This is a genomic window from Bacillus siamensis (assembly GCF_051628075.1).
In the GTDB taxonomy this organism is placed as follows: Bacteria; Bacillota; Bacilli; order Bacillales; family Bacillaceae; genus Bacillus; species Bacillus siamensis.
The window spans coordinates 3,624,518-3,638,620 of the sequence record NZ_CP155579.1 but is presented as its reverse complement, the minus strand read 5'-3'; the positions used below and the strand labels follow the sequence as shown (position 1 = coordinate 3,638,620).

At 48.9% G+C, this 14,103-nt stretch carries 14 protein-coding genes; 11 read left to right on the top strand and 3 right to left on the bottom strand.

The genetic code is table 11. From position 1 onward, the window contains the following. Nucleotides 1-7: 7 nt before the first annotated feature. Nucleotides 8-2,419, bottom strand: coding sequence for a S8 family peptidase (locus ABDB98_RS18075; protein ID WP_438420891.1), 2,412 nt, complete (start codon nucleotides 2,417-2,419; stop codon nucleotides 8-10). Nucleotides 2,420-2,943: 524 nt separating this feature from the next. On the opposite strand from ABDB98_RS18075, the gene ABDB98_RS18070 reads away from it, so the two are divergent. From ABDB98_RS18070 to ABDB98_RS18050, 5 genes are all read left to right on the top strand, one after another. Further along, nucleotides 2,944-3,258, top strand: a complete 315-nt coding sequence (locus ABDB98_RS18070; RefSeq protein WP_438420889.1) for a hypothetical protein — start codon at nucleotides 2,944-2,946, stop codon at nucleotides 3,256-3,258. Between the two features lie 23 nt (nucleotides 3,259-3,281). Then, entirely contained in the window at nucleotides 3,282-4,112 is an 831-nt protein-coding gene (locus ABDB98_RS18065; RefSeq protein ID WP_438420888.1) for a PRD domain-containing protein, read from the top strand. 217 nt (nucleotides 4,113-4,329) lie between these two features. Beyond that, on the top strand, nucleotides 4,330-5,712 hold the full coding sequence (locus ABDB98_RS18060) for a sucrose-specific PTS transporter subunit IIBC (RefSeq protein WP_438420887.1): 1,383 nt from the start codon (nucleotides 4,330-4,332) through the stop codon (nucleotides 5,710-5,712). After that, complete coding sequence (locus ABDB98_RS18055) at nucleotides 5,709-7,148, top strand: sucrose-6-phosphate hydrolase (protein WP_438420886.1); 1,440 nt, start codon at nucleotides 5,709-5,711, stop codon at nucleotides 7,146-7,148. The genes ABDB98_RS18060 and ABDB98_RS18055 overlap by 4 nt, the downstream gene beginning before the upstream one ends. 115 nt (nucleotides 7,149-7,263) lie before the next feature. Continuing rightward, complete coding sequence (locus ABDB98_RS18050; protein WP_045925788.1) at nucleotides 7,264-7,488, top strand: hypothetical protein; 225 nt, start codon at nucleotides 7,264-7,266, stop codon at nucleotides 7,486-7,488. Between the two features lie 30 nt (nucleotides 7,489-7,518). Here the strand turns inward: ABDB98_RS18050 and ABDB98_RS18045 are convergent, their stop codons facing one another. Further along, nucleotides 7,519-8,331 (bottom strand): bifunctional hydroxymethylpyrimidine kinase/phosphomethylpyrimidine kinase, encoded by an 813-nt coding sequence (locus ABDB98_RS18045; protein ID WP_045925768.1) that lies wholly within the window; start codon nucleotides 8,329-8,331, stop codon nucleotides 7,519-7,521. 373 nt (nucleotides 8,332-8,704) lie between these two features. Here ABDB98_RS18045 and ABDB98_RS18040 point away from each other — a divergent pair, with 373 nt between their 5' ends. From ABDB98_RS18040 to ABDB98_RS18020, 5 genes are all read left to right on the top strand, one after another. Then, the gene (locus ABDB98_RS18040) at nucleotides 8,705-9,511 is read left to right on the top strand and encodes a glycosyltransferase family 2 protein (protein ID WP_438420885.1); all 807 of its coding nucleotides are present in this window, start codon (nucleotides 8,705-8,707) and stop codon (nucleotides 9,509-9,511) included. 14 nt (nucleotides 9,512-9,525) lie between these two features. Beyond that, nucleotides 9,526-10,209, top strand: a complete 684-nt coding sequence (locus ABDB98_RS18035) for a uracil-DNA glycosylase (protein ID WP_016937539.1) — start codon at nucleotides 9,526-9,528, stop codon at nucleotides 10,207-10,209. 58 nt (nucleotides 10,210-10,267) lie between these two features. Continuing rightward, entirely contained in the window at nucleotides 10,268-10,690 is a 423-nt protein-coding gene (locus ABDB98_RS18030; protein ID WP_438422170.1) for a YwdI family protein, read from the top strand. 18 nt (nucleotides 10,691-10,708) lie between these two features. Continuing rightward, a complete protein-coding gene (locus tag ABDB98_RS18025) occupies nucleotides 10,709-12,028 on the top strand; it encodes a purine/pyrimidine permease (RefSeq protein ID WP_438420884.1) in 1,320 nt (439 codons plus the stop codon). A 62-nt stretch (nucleotides 12,029-12,090) separates the two neighbouring features. Continuing rightward, entirely contained in the window at nucleotides 12,091-12,462 is a 372-nt protein-coding gene (locus ABDB98_RS18020) for a DUF423 domain-containing protein (protein WP_003150969.1), read from the top strand. A 46-nt stretch (nucleotides 12,463-12,508) separates the two neighbouring features. Here the strand turns inward: ABDB98_RS18020 and gerQ are convergent, their stop codons facing one another. Continuing rightward, a complete protein-coding gene (gene gerQ, locus ABDB98_RS18015) occupies nucleotides 12,509-13,051 on the bottom strand; it encodes a spore coat protein GerQ (protein ID WP_047475915.1) in 543 nt (180 codons plus the stop codon). A 280-nt stretch (nucleotides 13,052-13,331) separates the two neighbouring features. On the opposite strand from gerQ, the gene ABDB98_RS18010 reads away from it, so the two are divergent. Continuing rightward, nucleotides 13,332-14,102, top strand: a complete 771-nt coding sequence (locus ABDB98_RS18010; RefSeq protein ID WP_438420883.1) for a glycosyltransferase family 2 protein — start codon at nucleotides 13,332-13,334, stop codon at nucleotides 14,100-14,102. Nucleotide 14,103 lies beyond the last annotated feature (1 nt).

Here is a 14,103-nt window from a genome sequence, read left to right as displayed (position 1 = left end):
TGTTTGGTTATTCAATGATAAAAGGTTTTTCAGTCAGCACCTGGCTTGATTTCCCTTTGTTCGCGGCATAGGCCAGCATGTAATATTCTCCTGCCGGCAGTGCGGTGTCACCATTGACTTTGCCGTTCCAGTCGAAATATTGATAGCCTTTATCCTGCTTTTTGTAAATGCCGGCTTGGCCGACAAAGTCAAGGTTGCTGTCATATACAAGGAAGGCAAGCTCTTCGGCTCCCGCCGGAAGATAGGTTTCAATTTGGTAGGTTCCCTGCGTGGTGCCGTCCTGCACGTCGATTGACGTCACGCGCGGATAGTCCGGCTCTTTTACAATCAGCAGCGTCGGCACTTTTGCGACTGTTTTTCCGCCTTCACGCACTGTGACTGTTCCCTCATAGGTGCCTGCCTTTACTTTTTTGGCATTGACCTTTACCTTCGCATTGACTTTTCCGATTTGATGAGCGGGGACCACGACCCGGTCTGAGCCCGAAACGGTAATGCCCGTGCTGTTGAAAGAGTACTCGAGCTGATATGATTTTCTGATGGACGATTGGTTTTCAATCGTAAAGGTTTCTTTTTTCGTTTCATTGCCTTTGTCTTTCATAAACGTTCCGTAAGAATAACTTCCCGGTGCGACAAGAGAGTCTGCTTTGATCGCCTTCATGATTCTGATGCTTCCGGCACCTTGCGCATTATGCGGGTATACATCACCGTCCGCGTCCGTTAAGGTGTCGGCCGTATTCATGAGAGCGGCTTTTATTTGTTCCGGACTCCATTTCGGTTTGGCCTGCTTGATGACGGCAGCTGCGCCGGCTACGTGCGGGGAGGCCATGCTCGTTCCCTGCTTCGATCCGTAGCCGTACGGGTTGGCCGGATCATGCGTCGGAATGGTGCTGACGATGTTTACGCCGGGAGCTGAGACATCCGGTTTAATCATCCATGTGTCCATAACAGGACCGCGAGACGAGAAGTCTGCCATTTGTTCAGTGAGCGATTTAGCCACTGATAAATTGAATGTCGCTTTTGTGCTGCCCGCTTTTAATTGGCTGACGAGTTTTTCGCCGTCTTCTGATGAAAGCTTAATCGTCGGCACGGACATGCCCGGTACATTGGCTTCAATTTCTCCCGGGGCATTGTTATACACAACCATACCGATCGCGCCCGCTTTTTTGGCGTTGTCGGCTTTATCCACAAAGGCGATGCTGCCCCGTTTGACGACTGCGACTTTTCCTTTCAGATCTTTGCCTTCAAAATCTTTTTGCTCGCCGATACCCGCTTCTATGAGCTCTGTTTCTTTTTTATTCAATGCTTTGATGTCATCTTCTTTGTTATAGCCCATCACTTTCGCTGAGGAATAAGAACCGAAGGAGACGGCATATTCATTCAGCGGCAGCTGTGTCGCTCCGACGGAGATGGCTTCTCTGGACGTTCCCGGAGAGCCGACGGTCCAATTGTTCGGCCCGCTGTTTCCGTTTGATGTAACGGCCGTGACGCCTTCTGACATCGCCCAGTCAAGCGCCGTGCTTGTCGCCCAGTCCGGGTTATTCACAGAATTGCCGAGCGAGAGGTTCATGACATTCGCTCCGTCCTGTACGGCGCGTTCGATACCGGCGATGACGTTCTCAGTTGTTCCGCTTCCGCCGGGACCGAGCACACGGTAGGCAAGGAGCGTTGCATCAGGCGCGACGCCTTTAATCGTTCCGTTTGCGGCTACTGTGCCCGCGACGTGAGTTCCGTGGTCAGTCGCCGCGCCTCTCGGATCACCGGACGGCGTTTCTTCAGGATCGTAATCGTTATCCACAAAATCATATCCTTTATATTGTCCGAAATTTTTCTTTAAGTCAGGGTGTTTATATTCGACGCCCGTATCAATAATGGCAACTTTGACGCCTTTACCCGTATAGCCGAGCTTCCACGCGTCATTTGCCCCGATATAAGGCGCGCTGTCATCCATCTGCGGAGACACGGCATCCTTAGCAAGGGTGATGTCTTTATCTTTCAGCTGATCGGTATGATAGGTGACATTCGGATAAACCGCTTTGATATCCTGATCACTCAGCAGTTTCGGGATTTCATTGGCCGGGAGTTTCATGGAGAAACCGGAAAACACTTGCTCATATTCCCTGTTGATCTTTCCGTGTTTAATGGTTTTGAGCGCTTTGTTTTTTACCTTTGCGCGTTCGCTTTTCAGCTTGTTTTTTGATTGGGTTTTACCGAGTTCCTTTGCTTCCGCGAGTGACTTTTCCTTCAGCTCTACGATGACCGTCGTTTGTTTGCCGGTAGTCATATCAATGTCACCGAACACCTCTGCCTTCTCAAGATCAGGAGCTTGAGATTTTGAAGCCGGCGCCGCCTGTGAACTTGTGGATAAGGTAAAGGATAAGACAAAAGCCGGAAGAAGATAACGGATGATTCCTTTTTTCAATCGTGTTTCCCCCTTTTTCTTTATCTAAATTAGAAATCTAGTATATATTTCTCGAAAATTCAAAATATTCCTTGTGACATAGGACTCATTTCTGGAAATTGGTCTGTGAATAAGGAGGGAGTTATACACAGAATCCTGTGTATAACTGAATAAATTTGTGTATATATATTGTTGGGAACGAATGTTCCTATACAAAATATAGATCGGTTTTGTGGATATGTGGATATCACCTGTGTTTAAGCTGTGCTTAACCAAGGGATAAAGTGTGTATAACTTTTTTTAACCGCTTCTCCATTTTTCAGGTCATTTCCATCAGCTTTCAACAAAACTTCTGAAAACTAGTTTGTTTTTTCACTCATATTGTGACAAACAATTCGCCCGGCCGCGTCTATCATAGAGTCATAGGGTTGCTAGACCCGCTAGTTTTTAGCGGAGAAGGATCGGCCGCCTTTTCCGTTAAAGCGGAGAGAAAACAGGCCTGCGAACAAGCTGTCTGTCAAAAAGAAGCGGAGGGATGATTTGCAATGAAACGTTTGCTGGTATCTTTACGGGTGTGGATGGTCTTTCTGATGAACTGGATGGCGCCGGGTAACGGAAGATATCAATTAGCCGCTGTGTACGGAAACCAAGCTGTCTATTATAAGAAAGCGAAACGGACGGCTCGGGCATTTTCGTTTGTGAGCCGAGTCCGATCGGCGGATCTGACCGATGAGACGAAATCGGCCTGCGGCAGGCTGGATAAAAACCGGTGGGTGCCGGTCCGCAAAGAATTGCCGAAACGGGAGCGCGCAGGTCCGGTGCCTTTACATCATATGAAAAAGAGGGTACAATCCCACTAAACATATGAACGGGAGCGAACCTCTTGAGAATAGACAAAGTATTAAATAACAATGCGGCGTTAATAAAAGAAGACGGACGGGAAAAGATCGTAATGGGGCCCGGAATCGCTTTTCAAAAGAGAAAAAATGATGTGATTCAAAAACATAAAATTGAAAAAATATTTGTCGTGCACGACGAAAATGAAAAGTTCAAACAAGTGTTAGAAACGCTTCCCGAAGAGCATATAGAAGCGGCTGAGGATATCATCAGCCATGCGGAGGGAGAGCTTGCGGCGCCTTTGAGTGATCATATCCACATTGCGCTGGCGGACCATTTATCCTTTGCGATCGAAAGGATTCAAAACGGCTTTCAGGTGCATAACCGATTGCTTCATGAAATTAAGGCGCTCTATAAAAAAGAATATGAAATCGGCCGTTGGGCGGTCGAACACGTGAAACGAACCCTCGGTATATCATTGCCTGACGATGAGGCGGGGTATATCGCGCTTCATATCCATACTGCCAAGGCGGATGCCAAAAGCATGTATTCGGCGATGAAGCATACAACCATGATCAAAGAAATGATCGAAAAGATCGAATCCTTTTTTGAACAGAAGGTTGATGAAGAAAGTATTTCCTATCAGCGCCTCGTCACGCACTTGCGGTATGCGGTCAGCCGGTTGGATTCAAATGAAGCTCTTCACTCCATGGACGAGGAGATGCTTTATTTCATCCAAAAAAAGTATCCGTTTGCTTATCGGTGTGCGCTTGAACTGGCGGCGTTTTTAAAAAATGAATATGATTTGGAACTGCCGGAATCCGAGGCCGGCTATATTACGCTGCATGTCCAGCGTCTTCAAAAAACCCCGGAATAACGTGTCTGTTTGGAGAAACAGACTTTTTTTTGAAAATATATTGACGAAAGCGCTGTCATGAAATAAAATGATAGCGCATTATAAAACTGAATCCGGCGGGATTGTGACTGGTTATGCAGGCAAGACCTAAAATTTGCGTACATGAAAAAGGGATCATACTGACCTTTTTCGTTGGCGAATTTTAGGTCTTTTTTGATTTTGGAAAGGGGGAAACGTAATGGATTATCAAAAAACGGCAAAACAGCTTATTAAACATATCGGAGGGGAATCAAACGTCATCAGCGCGACACATTGCGCGACGCGGCTCAGGCTCGTCATTCAGGATGAACAGAAGATCAGCCAGGCCGGCATTGAAGAAATAGAAGGCGTAAAAGGGGCTTTCAGCAGCTCGGGACAATATCAGATTATATTCGGCACCGGGCTCGTGAATAAAGTGTATGACGCTTTTTCAAAAGAAGCCGATTTGGGGCGGGAAGATCGCGAGACCCATCAGGACGCAGCGAAAAAAAAGCTGAACCCGGCCGCAAGATTGGCGAAAACACTGTCTAACATATTCGTTCCCATCATTCCGGCTATCGTGGCAAGCGGTCTTTTAATGGGACTGCTCGGCATGATGAAGGCCTTTCATTGGGTGTCTGAACAATCTCCAATGTTTATTCTTCTCAATATGTTTTCAAGCGCGGCTTTTCTCTTTCTGCCCATATTCATCGGGTTCAGCGCGGCAAAGGAATTTGGCGGAAATCCCTATCTCGGGGCGGTGCTCGGCGGAATTATGATTCATCCGGTGCTTTTGAACCCATGGGGGCTTGCGGATTCAGCGCCTGATTTTATGGAACTCTTCGGTTTCCACATTGCGCTTCTCGGCTACCAAGGAACGGTCATCCCCGTACTGTTAGCCGTTTATATTATGAGCAAGGTGGAAAAAGGCACGAGGAAAATTGTGCCTCACGCTTTAGATTTATTGGTCACGCCGTTTGTCACGGTGATTGTGACCGGATTTATTACCTTTATCGCAATCGGTCCGCTTGGCAGGGCGATCGGATCAGGCATTACCGTCTCGCTGATGTATGTGTATGATCATGCGGGCATTGTTGCAGGACTTCTTTTCGGAGGGGCTTACCCGCTTATTGTGCTTACCGGTGTGCATCATAGCTTTCATGCGATTGAGGCCGGCCTCATCGCTGATTTGGGCAGAAACTATATCCTTCCTATCTGGTCGATGGCGAATGTCGCCCAGGGCGCGGCGGGACTGGCTGTATTTTTCCTGACGAAAAAAGTGAAAGTGAAAGAAATCGCTCTGCCTGCCGCGTTTTCCGCTTTTCTCGGCGTAACCGAGCCCGTCATTTTCGGGGTGAACCTTAGATACCGCAAGCCGTTTATCGCGGGAATGATCGGCGGAGCGCTGGGAGGCGCCTATGTCGTGGTGACCGGTGTCGCCGCCAATGCCTACGGTCTGAGCGGAATTCCGATGATTGCCATCACGGCTCCGCTCGGTTTAGGAAATCTCATAAACTATCTGATCGGGATGGGCATCGCCTCTGTGACGGCGTTTATTGCCGCTTACATTATGGGAGCTAAAGAAAAGGAGGCCGCCAAATGAGTACACTGGATCAAGAGCTGCGCATGCAGGCTGAGGAAGCAAAAAAGAAGCGCCGAGAAACTGCTGCATCAGATCCGTACCGCCAGAACTATCATATTATGCCGCCGGTCGGGCTTTTAAACGATCCGAACGGCGTGATCCAATGGAACGGCGAGTATCACTTGTTTTTTCAATGGCAGCCATTTCATACGGGGCATGGCGCGAAATTTTGGGCGCATGTGACGACGAAGGATTTTGTTGAGTGGAAAGAGGAAGAAATCGCGCTTGCGCCGGGCGAATGGTATGACAAGAACGGCTGTTATTCCGGAAGCGCCATTGAAAAAGACGGCCGGCTCTGCCTGTTGTACACAGGCAATGTCCGTGACGGAGAAGGCAACCGTGAAACGTATCAATGCCTCGCCGTATCCGAAGACGGAAAAGTGTTTGAAAAAAAAGGAGTCGTTGCGCGTCTCCCGGAAGGCTATACCGCTCATTTCCGTGATCCGAAGGTTTGGAAGAAGGACGGGACGTATTACATGGTGCTCGGCGCGCAGACAGAAAATCTCACCGGAAGCGCTGTGCTGTTCACATCAGAGAACTTGAAGGATTGGACGTTTCTCGGTGCGATTGCGGGGGCGGATTCCGGCGGTCTCGGGTCATTCGGCTATATGTGGGAATGCCCGGACTTGTTTTCTTTGGACGGAACCGACGTGCTGCTCGTATGTCCGCAGGGGCTTGACGCTGACGGGATCAAATATCATAACAGCCATCAGGCGGGCTATTTCCTCGGCAGACTGGATACAGAGCCGCTTGAGTTTAAGCACGGTGAATTCACGGAGCTTGACAGGGGATTTGATTTTTACGCGGCGCAGACGCTGGAAGACGATAAGGGACGGAGGATTCTGTTCGCTTGGATGGGTGTCCCCGATCAGCAGGAGGACAAACATCCGACACATGCGTATCACTGGGTTCACTGCTTGACGATGCCGAGAGAGCTTTCACTGTCAAACGGCAGAATCATACAGCGTCCGCTTCAGGAAATGAAATTACGCCGCACGAATGAGCAAAAGCGCCGTCTTCAATTGAATCGCTCTTCAGAAACCCTCCCGGTGAAAGAGGCGTCCCGGGCTGAAGTGCTGCTGGAAGACATGACTCATGAATCGGGTTTTGAAATCTCTATTCGGGGCGCGGCCCGGTTTATATTTCATCAGGAAGAGGGGCTTGCCGTGCTGGAGCGCACCGCTTTCAGCGGAGAAGAAAAAGAAACGAGAAGCTGCGCCATCAGTGAGGTGCGTTCCGTCCAGCTCTTTTTGGATGCATCCTCCATCGAATTGTTTTTAAATGACGGAGAAGAGGTATTCAGCGCCAGATATTTTCCTTTCCCGGGAAATGATGAGGTAACGGTTACATCGAGAGGAAGAAAGGAAATAACTGCCTCTATTTGGACACTTTTGTAGAAAATCGTTCTTTTTTCTTATGTGAAACCTATGCCATCTGTGCTAATCTTCAAACGAAAGACTACTATTTTCAGGAATAAAAGGAGTTGTTTTCTCAGTTTTGAAAAATCAGAAGATGACGCCGAAATGTTTACTTATCAAAGCCGCAGAGCAAGTGGAAGATAAGCGGGAAGAATATAAAGAAGTATTGCTTCAGCTGAAACGCATGCTCAAGAGAGCCGAGCCGCACAACGAATGGAGTGATCGGCTGAGCCATACATATGAACAGATGAAGGAATATGCGCTGTTTGTGCAATCGATTGAGATGTTTTTACGTTCATCTGCGAAAAAAATGAAATAATCCCCCTCGGTGATGAGGGGGATATTTATTTTATTTTCCGCTAAGACGCATCGCCGAATGTTTAGTCGGACCGATGTATTGGTTCAGCGGGAAGGACTCTTTAATGGCAGCGGTGATAAATTCTTTTGCCGCGTAGATGGCTTCCTTCACTTCAGCGCCTTTGGCCAATTCTGCCGTAACGGCGGCGGAGAATGTGCATCCGGCTCCGTGCGTGTAAGGCGTATCAATCATTTCGCTTTCTAATACTTCCGCGGTTTCCCCGTCATACAGCACGTCGACCGCTTTTTCATGTTTCAGCTTGCCTCCGCCTGTAATTAATACATATTTCGCGCCGAGTTCGTGAATTTTCTTGGCCGCTTCTTTCATGTCTTCCACCGTTTTTAATTCGTCCATGCCGCTCAGCTGGCTTGCTTCGAACAGGTTTGGCGTGATGACGGTTGCCAGCGGGGCCAATTGGGTGCGCAGCGCTTCGGCGTGCTCCGGATACAGCACTTCGTTCGCTCCTTTGCAGACCATGACCGGATCGATAACGACATTTTTCAGCTGTTTTTCTTTAATCGTTTTCGCCGCAAGCTCAATGATCTCCACGGTAGGAAGCATGCCCGTTTTCATGGCGTCTACGCCGATTCCGTCAACGATCGTCGCAAGCTGTGCGCGGATCGTGCCGGCATCTATCGGAAATACTTGATGATCCCAGCTGTTTTCCGGGTCCATCGCTACGATAACGGTCAAAGCCGTCATTCCGTATACGTTTTTTTCTTGAAATGTTTTTAAATCGGCCTGAATTCCCGCGCCGCCGCTGGAATCAGAACCGGCAATAGTAAGTGCTTTGTGCATTGACATATCAATGGCCTCCATCAGTGTTTTATACCTCATTATAGTTAGAATTTCTCTCGATCACAATACGAAAGGCTTAGAGGAATGATTTGACAGTGAGGGATGCGCGCTCGTCCCGCCGGCTTTTGTCTGTTTGTGCACGTGCTATGCGATGGTGTTGGTGCCTGTTTATCAATCAAAACTTTGGAATGTCATGGAGGCGGGCAGACTTAATGCCAAGGCGGTTTGCGCCGTTTGGGGAGATCTTCTGATCATTCTGGTTTTGCTGGCGGGCATGACCATGATTTGTTTCTGAATGGGCTGAAATCAAAAATCCCCCCTGATCTCTCCGCCGCTTTATGTTTTAATAGAACATGAGAAAAAGCAGAAGGAGCGGATCATGAATATATCAATTGTCATAGTCACGTATAATCGGATTCCGGCTTTGTGTGAGCTGCTGGAGTCGATTTCCAGGCAGACCGTAAAGCCTTATGAAGTAATCATCGTAAATGATGCCGGGGAATCAGTCGAGGAGGCGAAAAAGCTGTACAGCGATCTGCCAATTCAGATGATTGATTTAGAACAGAAAGCCGGACATGTGGAAGCGCGGAACGCCGGTGTGAAAAAAGCGTCAGGTGATTGTATCATGCTGTGCGATGATGATGATTTCATTACGCCGGGCCATTTGGAAAGAATGGCGGCCGAGCTCGCTGATGCCGACTTGGTTCATTCTGATGCGGAAATTGTGTCATTTGAAGAACGGGACAACACGAGATTTCCGGTTTCACGAAAGCCATTCGCCTATACGGCCGATTATGAGGATATGCGGGTGTTTTCCACGTATGTCCCGTCAGGCAGCATGTACAGGCGTTCTCTGCATGACACGTTAGGATATTTTGATCCGGATGTCCATAATTACTGGGACTGGGATTTTTATTTACGCGCTGCGAAACAGCACCGTGTGAAGCGTGTTCCTTGCGCGAGCGTCATATATGCGTTTTTTGAGGGAGGCGGCAATCAGTCTGCGGACCTCGGCGCAAAACGGAAGCAGTACTTAGACCGGCTAAGCGAAAAGCACGGGCTTGGGGAGCTCCCGACGAAAAATTTCGCGGTTCTTCTTGAAGAGCCGGACATGAAGAGGCGGGAGGCGACGACGGACATTGTGTGGGACGGAAAGCCCGTCTATTCAAGACTGCACACTTCATAAGGGGGACGGACAGTTTGAAACAGCTTTTAAAGGACAGCTGGTGGAATCAGCTGAAAGATGAATTCGACAAACCGTATTATCAAGAGCTGAGAGAGATGCTGAAACAAGAATACCGCAGCCAAACGGTGTATCCTGACAGCCATGATATTTTTAATGCCTTGCATTATACGTCCTATGAGGATGTAAAAGCGGTCATTCTCGGGCAGGATCCGTATCATGGGCCCGGACAGGCGCACGGGCTTAGTTTTTCCGTTCAGCCCGGCGTCAGACAGCCGCCGTCTTTGAAAAATATTTTCATAGAGCTTCAGGATGATATCGGCTGCCCCGTACCGAATCACGGATCGCTTGTCAGCTGGGCGGAGCAGGGAGTGCTTTTGTTAAACACAGTGCTTACGGTTCGCCGCGGTCAGGCCAATTCCCACAAAGGCAAGGGGTGGGAGCGGCTCACTGACCGTATCATTGATGTGGTGAATGAAAGAGAAAAGCCGATCGTCTTTATCCTGTGGGGACGTCACGCACAGATGAAAAAAGAGCGTATTGACACATCGAAACACATTATTATCGAATCGACTCATCCGAGCCCGTTTTCGGCAAGGAACGGTTTTTTCGGGAGCAGACCGTTTTCCCGGACAAACGCCGCCCTTGAAAAAATGGGTGAACAGCCGATCGACTGGTGCATTCCCGACTTGCCGCAATAAATGGTGTTTTGAGGCGCTTCCGCCCGGCGGAAGCGTCTTTTTTGACGTTCCGGGCGGTATGCTGTCAGAAAAAATAACAAACTCAATTCTGCGATTGGTTCAGAAATTTGATAAAATGCAGGAAGAAGACAAATTAATGCTGGAGGATTTACTCATGAACATACATATCTCTGCTTTGATTCAGAAGATGGAAGAAGAACTGAGGCAGGCGAAAACGGCATCCCGCGCCGAGGATGTCAAAATGCACGCAGCTGCCATCCGCTCTTTGTGTGACGTCGTGCTCGGCACCCAGACGGATACCGCTCAGGCGCCTGTGCAGAATCCGATTCCGAAAGCGGCGCCGAAGCCTTCCGCATCACCATCGACAGACCCGCTTCTGCTTGAAAAAATGATGGGCAGCGCCGGTCTGAGCCAATATCAGAAAAAAGCGAAAGACGAACGTGAGGAAGACGGAAACGGGGATTCCATTTTCGATTTTTAACAGGAGAGGTTGATTAATTTGAAACTGATACTCGGGGGATTGCAATGGGCGGCATTCATGATTGCGGCTGCAATTGTGGTTCCTGTCGCCATCGCACAATCATTTCACTTGAACCATGCCGATTCTGCCGCATTGATTCAGAGCACATTTTTTGTGCTTGGCGTCGCCGCGGTTATCCAATGTCTTCAAGGCCATCGTCTGCCGATTAATGAAAGCCCGGCAGGCTTATGGTGGGGCGTATACACGATTTACGGCGGATTGACGGGCACGGTGTTTGCGACATTCGGCGAGACGCTGCGGGCGCTGCAGGGGGCGCTGTTATTAAGCGCTGTCTTTTTCTTTTTGTTCAGCCTTTTTAAAGTGATTGAACGGCTGGCCGTATTGTTTACGCCGGTAGTGACGGGCGTGTATCTGCTGCTTTTGGTCATGCAGCTGAGTCAGCCGATTGTAAAAGGCCTTTTGGGCATCGGCTATTTAAAAAACAGCGTCGACGGTCTTGTCTTCGGGCTCGCCATGGTTGTGACGGCTGCGATGTTCATCATGTCCCGATCAAATGTTACTTTTTTAAGGCAGTATGCGATTCTTCTTTCGCTTGCCGGCGGATGGATCTTGTTTGCCGTCTTCGGCGCTGCCAGACCGATTCAAATACCGGACCGCATGATTCAGCTTCCGACTCTCTTTCCGTTTGGAAAACCTTCGTTCGACAGCGGTCTGATCATTACGTCACTCTTCATTACAGTGCTTTTGATTGTCAATATGCTTGCGAGCATCAGAGTTGTTGAAGCGGCTGTGAAAAAATTCGGCGGCACCGTGGGGAAGCGGCGTGAGCGTCCGGCCGGGTTTGCGGCCTCGATCAGCCACCTTTTAAGCGGGCTGTCGGGAGGCATTGCGCCTGTACCGATCTCAGGGGCGGCCGGTTTTATTGAGACGACGAAGCTTCCTTCGAAAAAGCCGTTTCTTTTAGGAAGTGTATTTGTCATCATCATCAGTATGATCCCATTATTTATGAATGCGTTTGCGAGTCTGCCCTCACCGGTCGGCTTTGCGGTAAACTTCGTCGTTTTCTCAACAATGGCGGGTCTTGCCTTTACAGAGTTTGACTCTTATGAGAAAGCGGAGCAAAAACGAATCCGTTCCATTATCGGTCTGGCGCTCCTCACAGGAGTCGGGGTGATGTTTGTGCCGGAGAGCGCATTATCAGGGATGCACCCGATCCTGATTTCGCTCTTAAGCAACGGCCTTGTGCTGGGGACGCTGCTGGCGATCGCGATTGACCGAACCCAGCTTATCAAAAGGAAAAAATCCGACAATCTCGTGTCATCGGAGGACGGACGTTGAATTTTGCCGATGTTGGGTTATGATTGAAATGGAAACTTTAACGAAAAGGCGGGAGAAAATAGATGAAAGTGTTTATTATTCTGGGCGCGATTAACGCCTTATTGGCAGTGGCGCTGGGCGCTTTCGGCGCACACGGGCTTGAAGGGAAAATCCCCGATAAATATCTGCAGGTATGGCACACAGGCGTGCAATATCATATGTATCACGCGCTCGGCCTTCTGGCTGTCGCCTTTTTGGCCGAGAAGCTCTCCGGCGCAGGCAGCGTTTCGGTTGCAGGCTGGCTGATGTTTGCGGGCATCGTTCTGTTTTCAGGGAGCCTGTACGTATTGAGCGTGACTCAGATTTCTATTCTCGGAGCGATTACACCGCTCGGCGGCGTGGCGTTTATTATTTCATGGATTATGATTATCGTCGCAGCCGTCAAATATTTATAAAGAAAAAAAGCCAATCCTCTGCCAAGTGAGCGATTGGCTTTTTGCTTTATCTCGGAGAATAGGAAGACATGGAGAACGGATAAGTATAAGCAATTTCTTCATCAAACGTGATGTAATCAAGGTAAATGGTCAAAAGCAGATAGCGGGTGCCCGTTTTCGGGTCGCTGATAATGATATGGTCACGCCCCGCCGCCTGAATCACACCGCGGAAAATCTTTGAATTCCATTCTTTGCTGTTTTCAAATGTCATATAAATCGTCGCCGTTTTGCCCCGGTTCAACCGCAGAATATTTTCAATGTATGATTCTTCAATCGGCAGCATGCCGGGAACGCTTTGTGATGATGATGGCCCCGACGGGATCTGAAACCCGCCGCCCTGCTGCTGCGGCTGGCCGGAGAACCCTCCGCCGAAGCCCTGCTGGCTTTGCTGCATCGGCATTGGCATTTGCTGCTGCATCGGCATCATCTGTGATCCTTGGCCCTGAGGCTGCGGATAAGGATTAGGCCCGAGCTGCGGCTGGTATCCCTGCATATCCATTCCCATCCCCATCCCCTGCATTTGCTGATATTGATTCTTTTTCGGTTTCATATTGTTCCTCCTTTGATGAAAACCTCTTGGTGCTGGAACCTCCTGACAAGTATCAGACAGCCTTCAAATCGGCTGCCGTTTTTATCTATTCCACCATATGAGCCCATAGAAAGATTTATGCAAAAAAAAGAAACACACTTCCTTTCGTCCGGCCATCAAAGCCGGCTTTTTTGTGTGAAGAAAAGCTGACTTTTCACACAATAGTCTGTAACCCTAGCGCACCTTTGACATAAGAAACATATGATAGCGGTAGTTTCAGGTACGTAAAGGGGGTGACGAGTTGCCTAAAGTGTCAGTGATCATGACGAGCTATAACAAAAGTGACTATGTGGCCCGCTCTATTAAAAGTATTCTGTCCCAGACGTTTACAGACTTTGAGCTTTTTATTATGGATGACAACTCAAATGAAGCGACATTGGCGGAAATACGCCCTTTTCTCACCGATCCCCGCGTCCGGTTTTATCAAAGCGATGTATCGGGCGTCAAAGAAAGGACGGAAAAAACACGCTACGCCGCCTTGATTAATCAGGCAATAGAAATGGCGGAGGGCGAGTATGTGACGTATGCGACCGACGACAACACCTATGTGCCGGACCGGCTTGAGAAAATGGTGAAAGAGCTTGATGCCGACCCGGAAAAAGCCGTTGTGTATTCAAGTTCCAAAACCTATCATCTGAATCAGCAGAAGGAGACGGTGAAGGAAACGGCCAGGCCCGCCGACCGGATCGTATGGAATGCGCCGTGCGCCATTGACCATTGCTCAGTCATGCATCGGTTTTCCGTGCTGGAACAGGTCAAATCGGCATTCGGTTCCTATTGGGATGAAAGCCCCGCGTTTTACCGCATCGGTGATGCCCGTTTCTTCTGGAGAGTGAATCATTTTTATCCGTTTTATCCGATTTCTGAGGAGCTTGATATCAATTATATTACCGATCAATCCATTCATTATCAGCTTTTCGCGGCGGAAAAAAATGAGTTTGTGAGCAGCCTTCCGCAGCAGGCCACGTGCCGGGAGCTGAGGGAATCATTAAAAAAGCTTGGAAAGGGGTGAG

Coding starts and splice junctions, on each gene's coding strand:
- ABDB98_RS18040 (WP_438420885.1), top strand. CDS start 8,705: ATGAATATATCAATTGTCATAGTCACGTATAATCGGATTCCGGCTTTG.
- ABDB98_RS18045 (WP_045925768.1), bottom strand. CDS start 8,331: ATGTCAATGCACAAAGCACTTACTATTGCCGGTTCTGATTCCAGCGGC.
- ABDB98_RS18060 (WP_438420887.1), top strand. CDS start 4,330: ATGGATTATCAAAAAACGGCAAAACAGCTTATTAAACATATCGGAGGG.
- ABDB98_RS18070 (WP_438420889.1), top strand. CDS start 2,944: ATGAAACGTTTGCTGGTATCTTTACGGGTGTGGATGGTCTTTCTGATG.
- gerQ (WP_047475915.1), bottom strand. CDS start 13,051: ATGAAACCGAAAAAGAATCAATATCAGCAAATGCAGGGGATGGGGATG.
- ABDB98_RS18020 (WP_003150969.1), top strand. CDS start 12,091: ATGAAAGTGTTTATTATTCTGGGCGCGATTAACGCCTTATTGGCAGTG.
- ABDB98_RS18050 (WP_045925788.1), top strand. CDS start 7,264: ATGACGCCGAAATGTTTACTTATCAAAGCCGCAGAGCAAGTGGAAGAT.
- ABDB98_RS18055 (WP_438420886.1), top strand. CDS start 5,709: ATGAGTACACTGGATCAAGAGCTGCGCATGCAGGCTGAGGAAGCAAAA.
- ABDB98_RS18030 (WP_438422170.1), top strand. CDS start 10,268: ATGCTGTCAGAAAAAATAACAAACTCAATTCTGCGATTGGTTCAGAAA.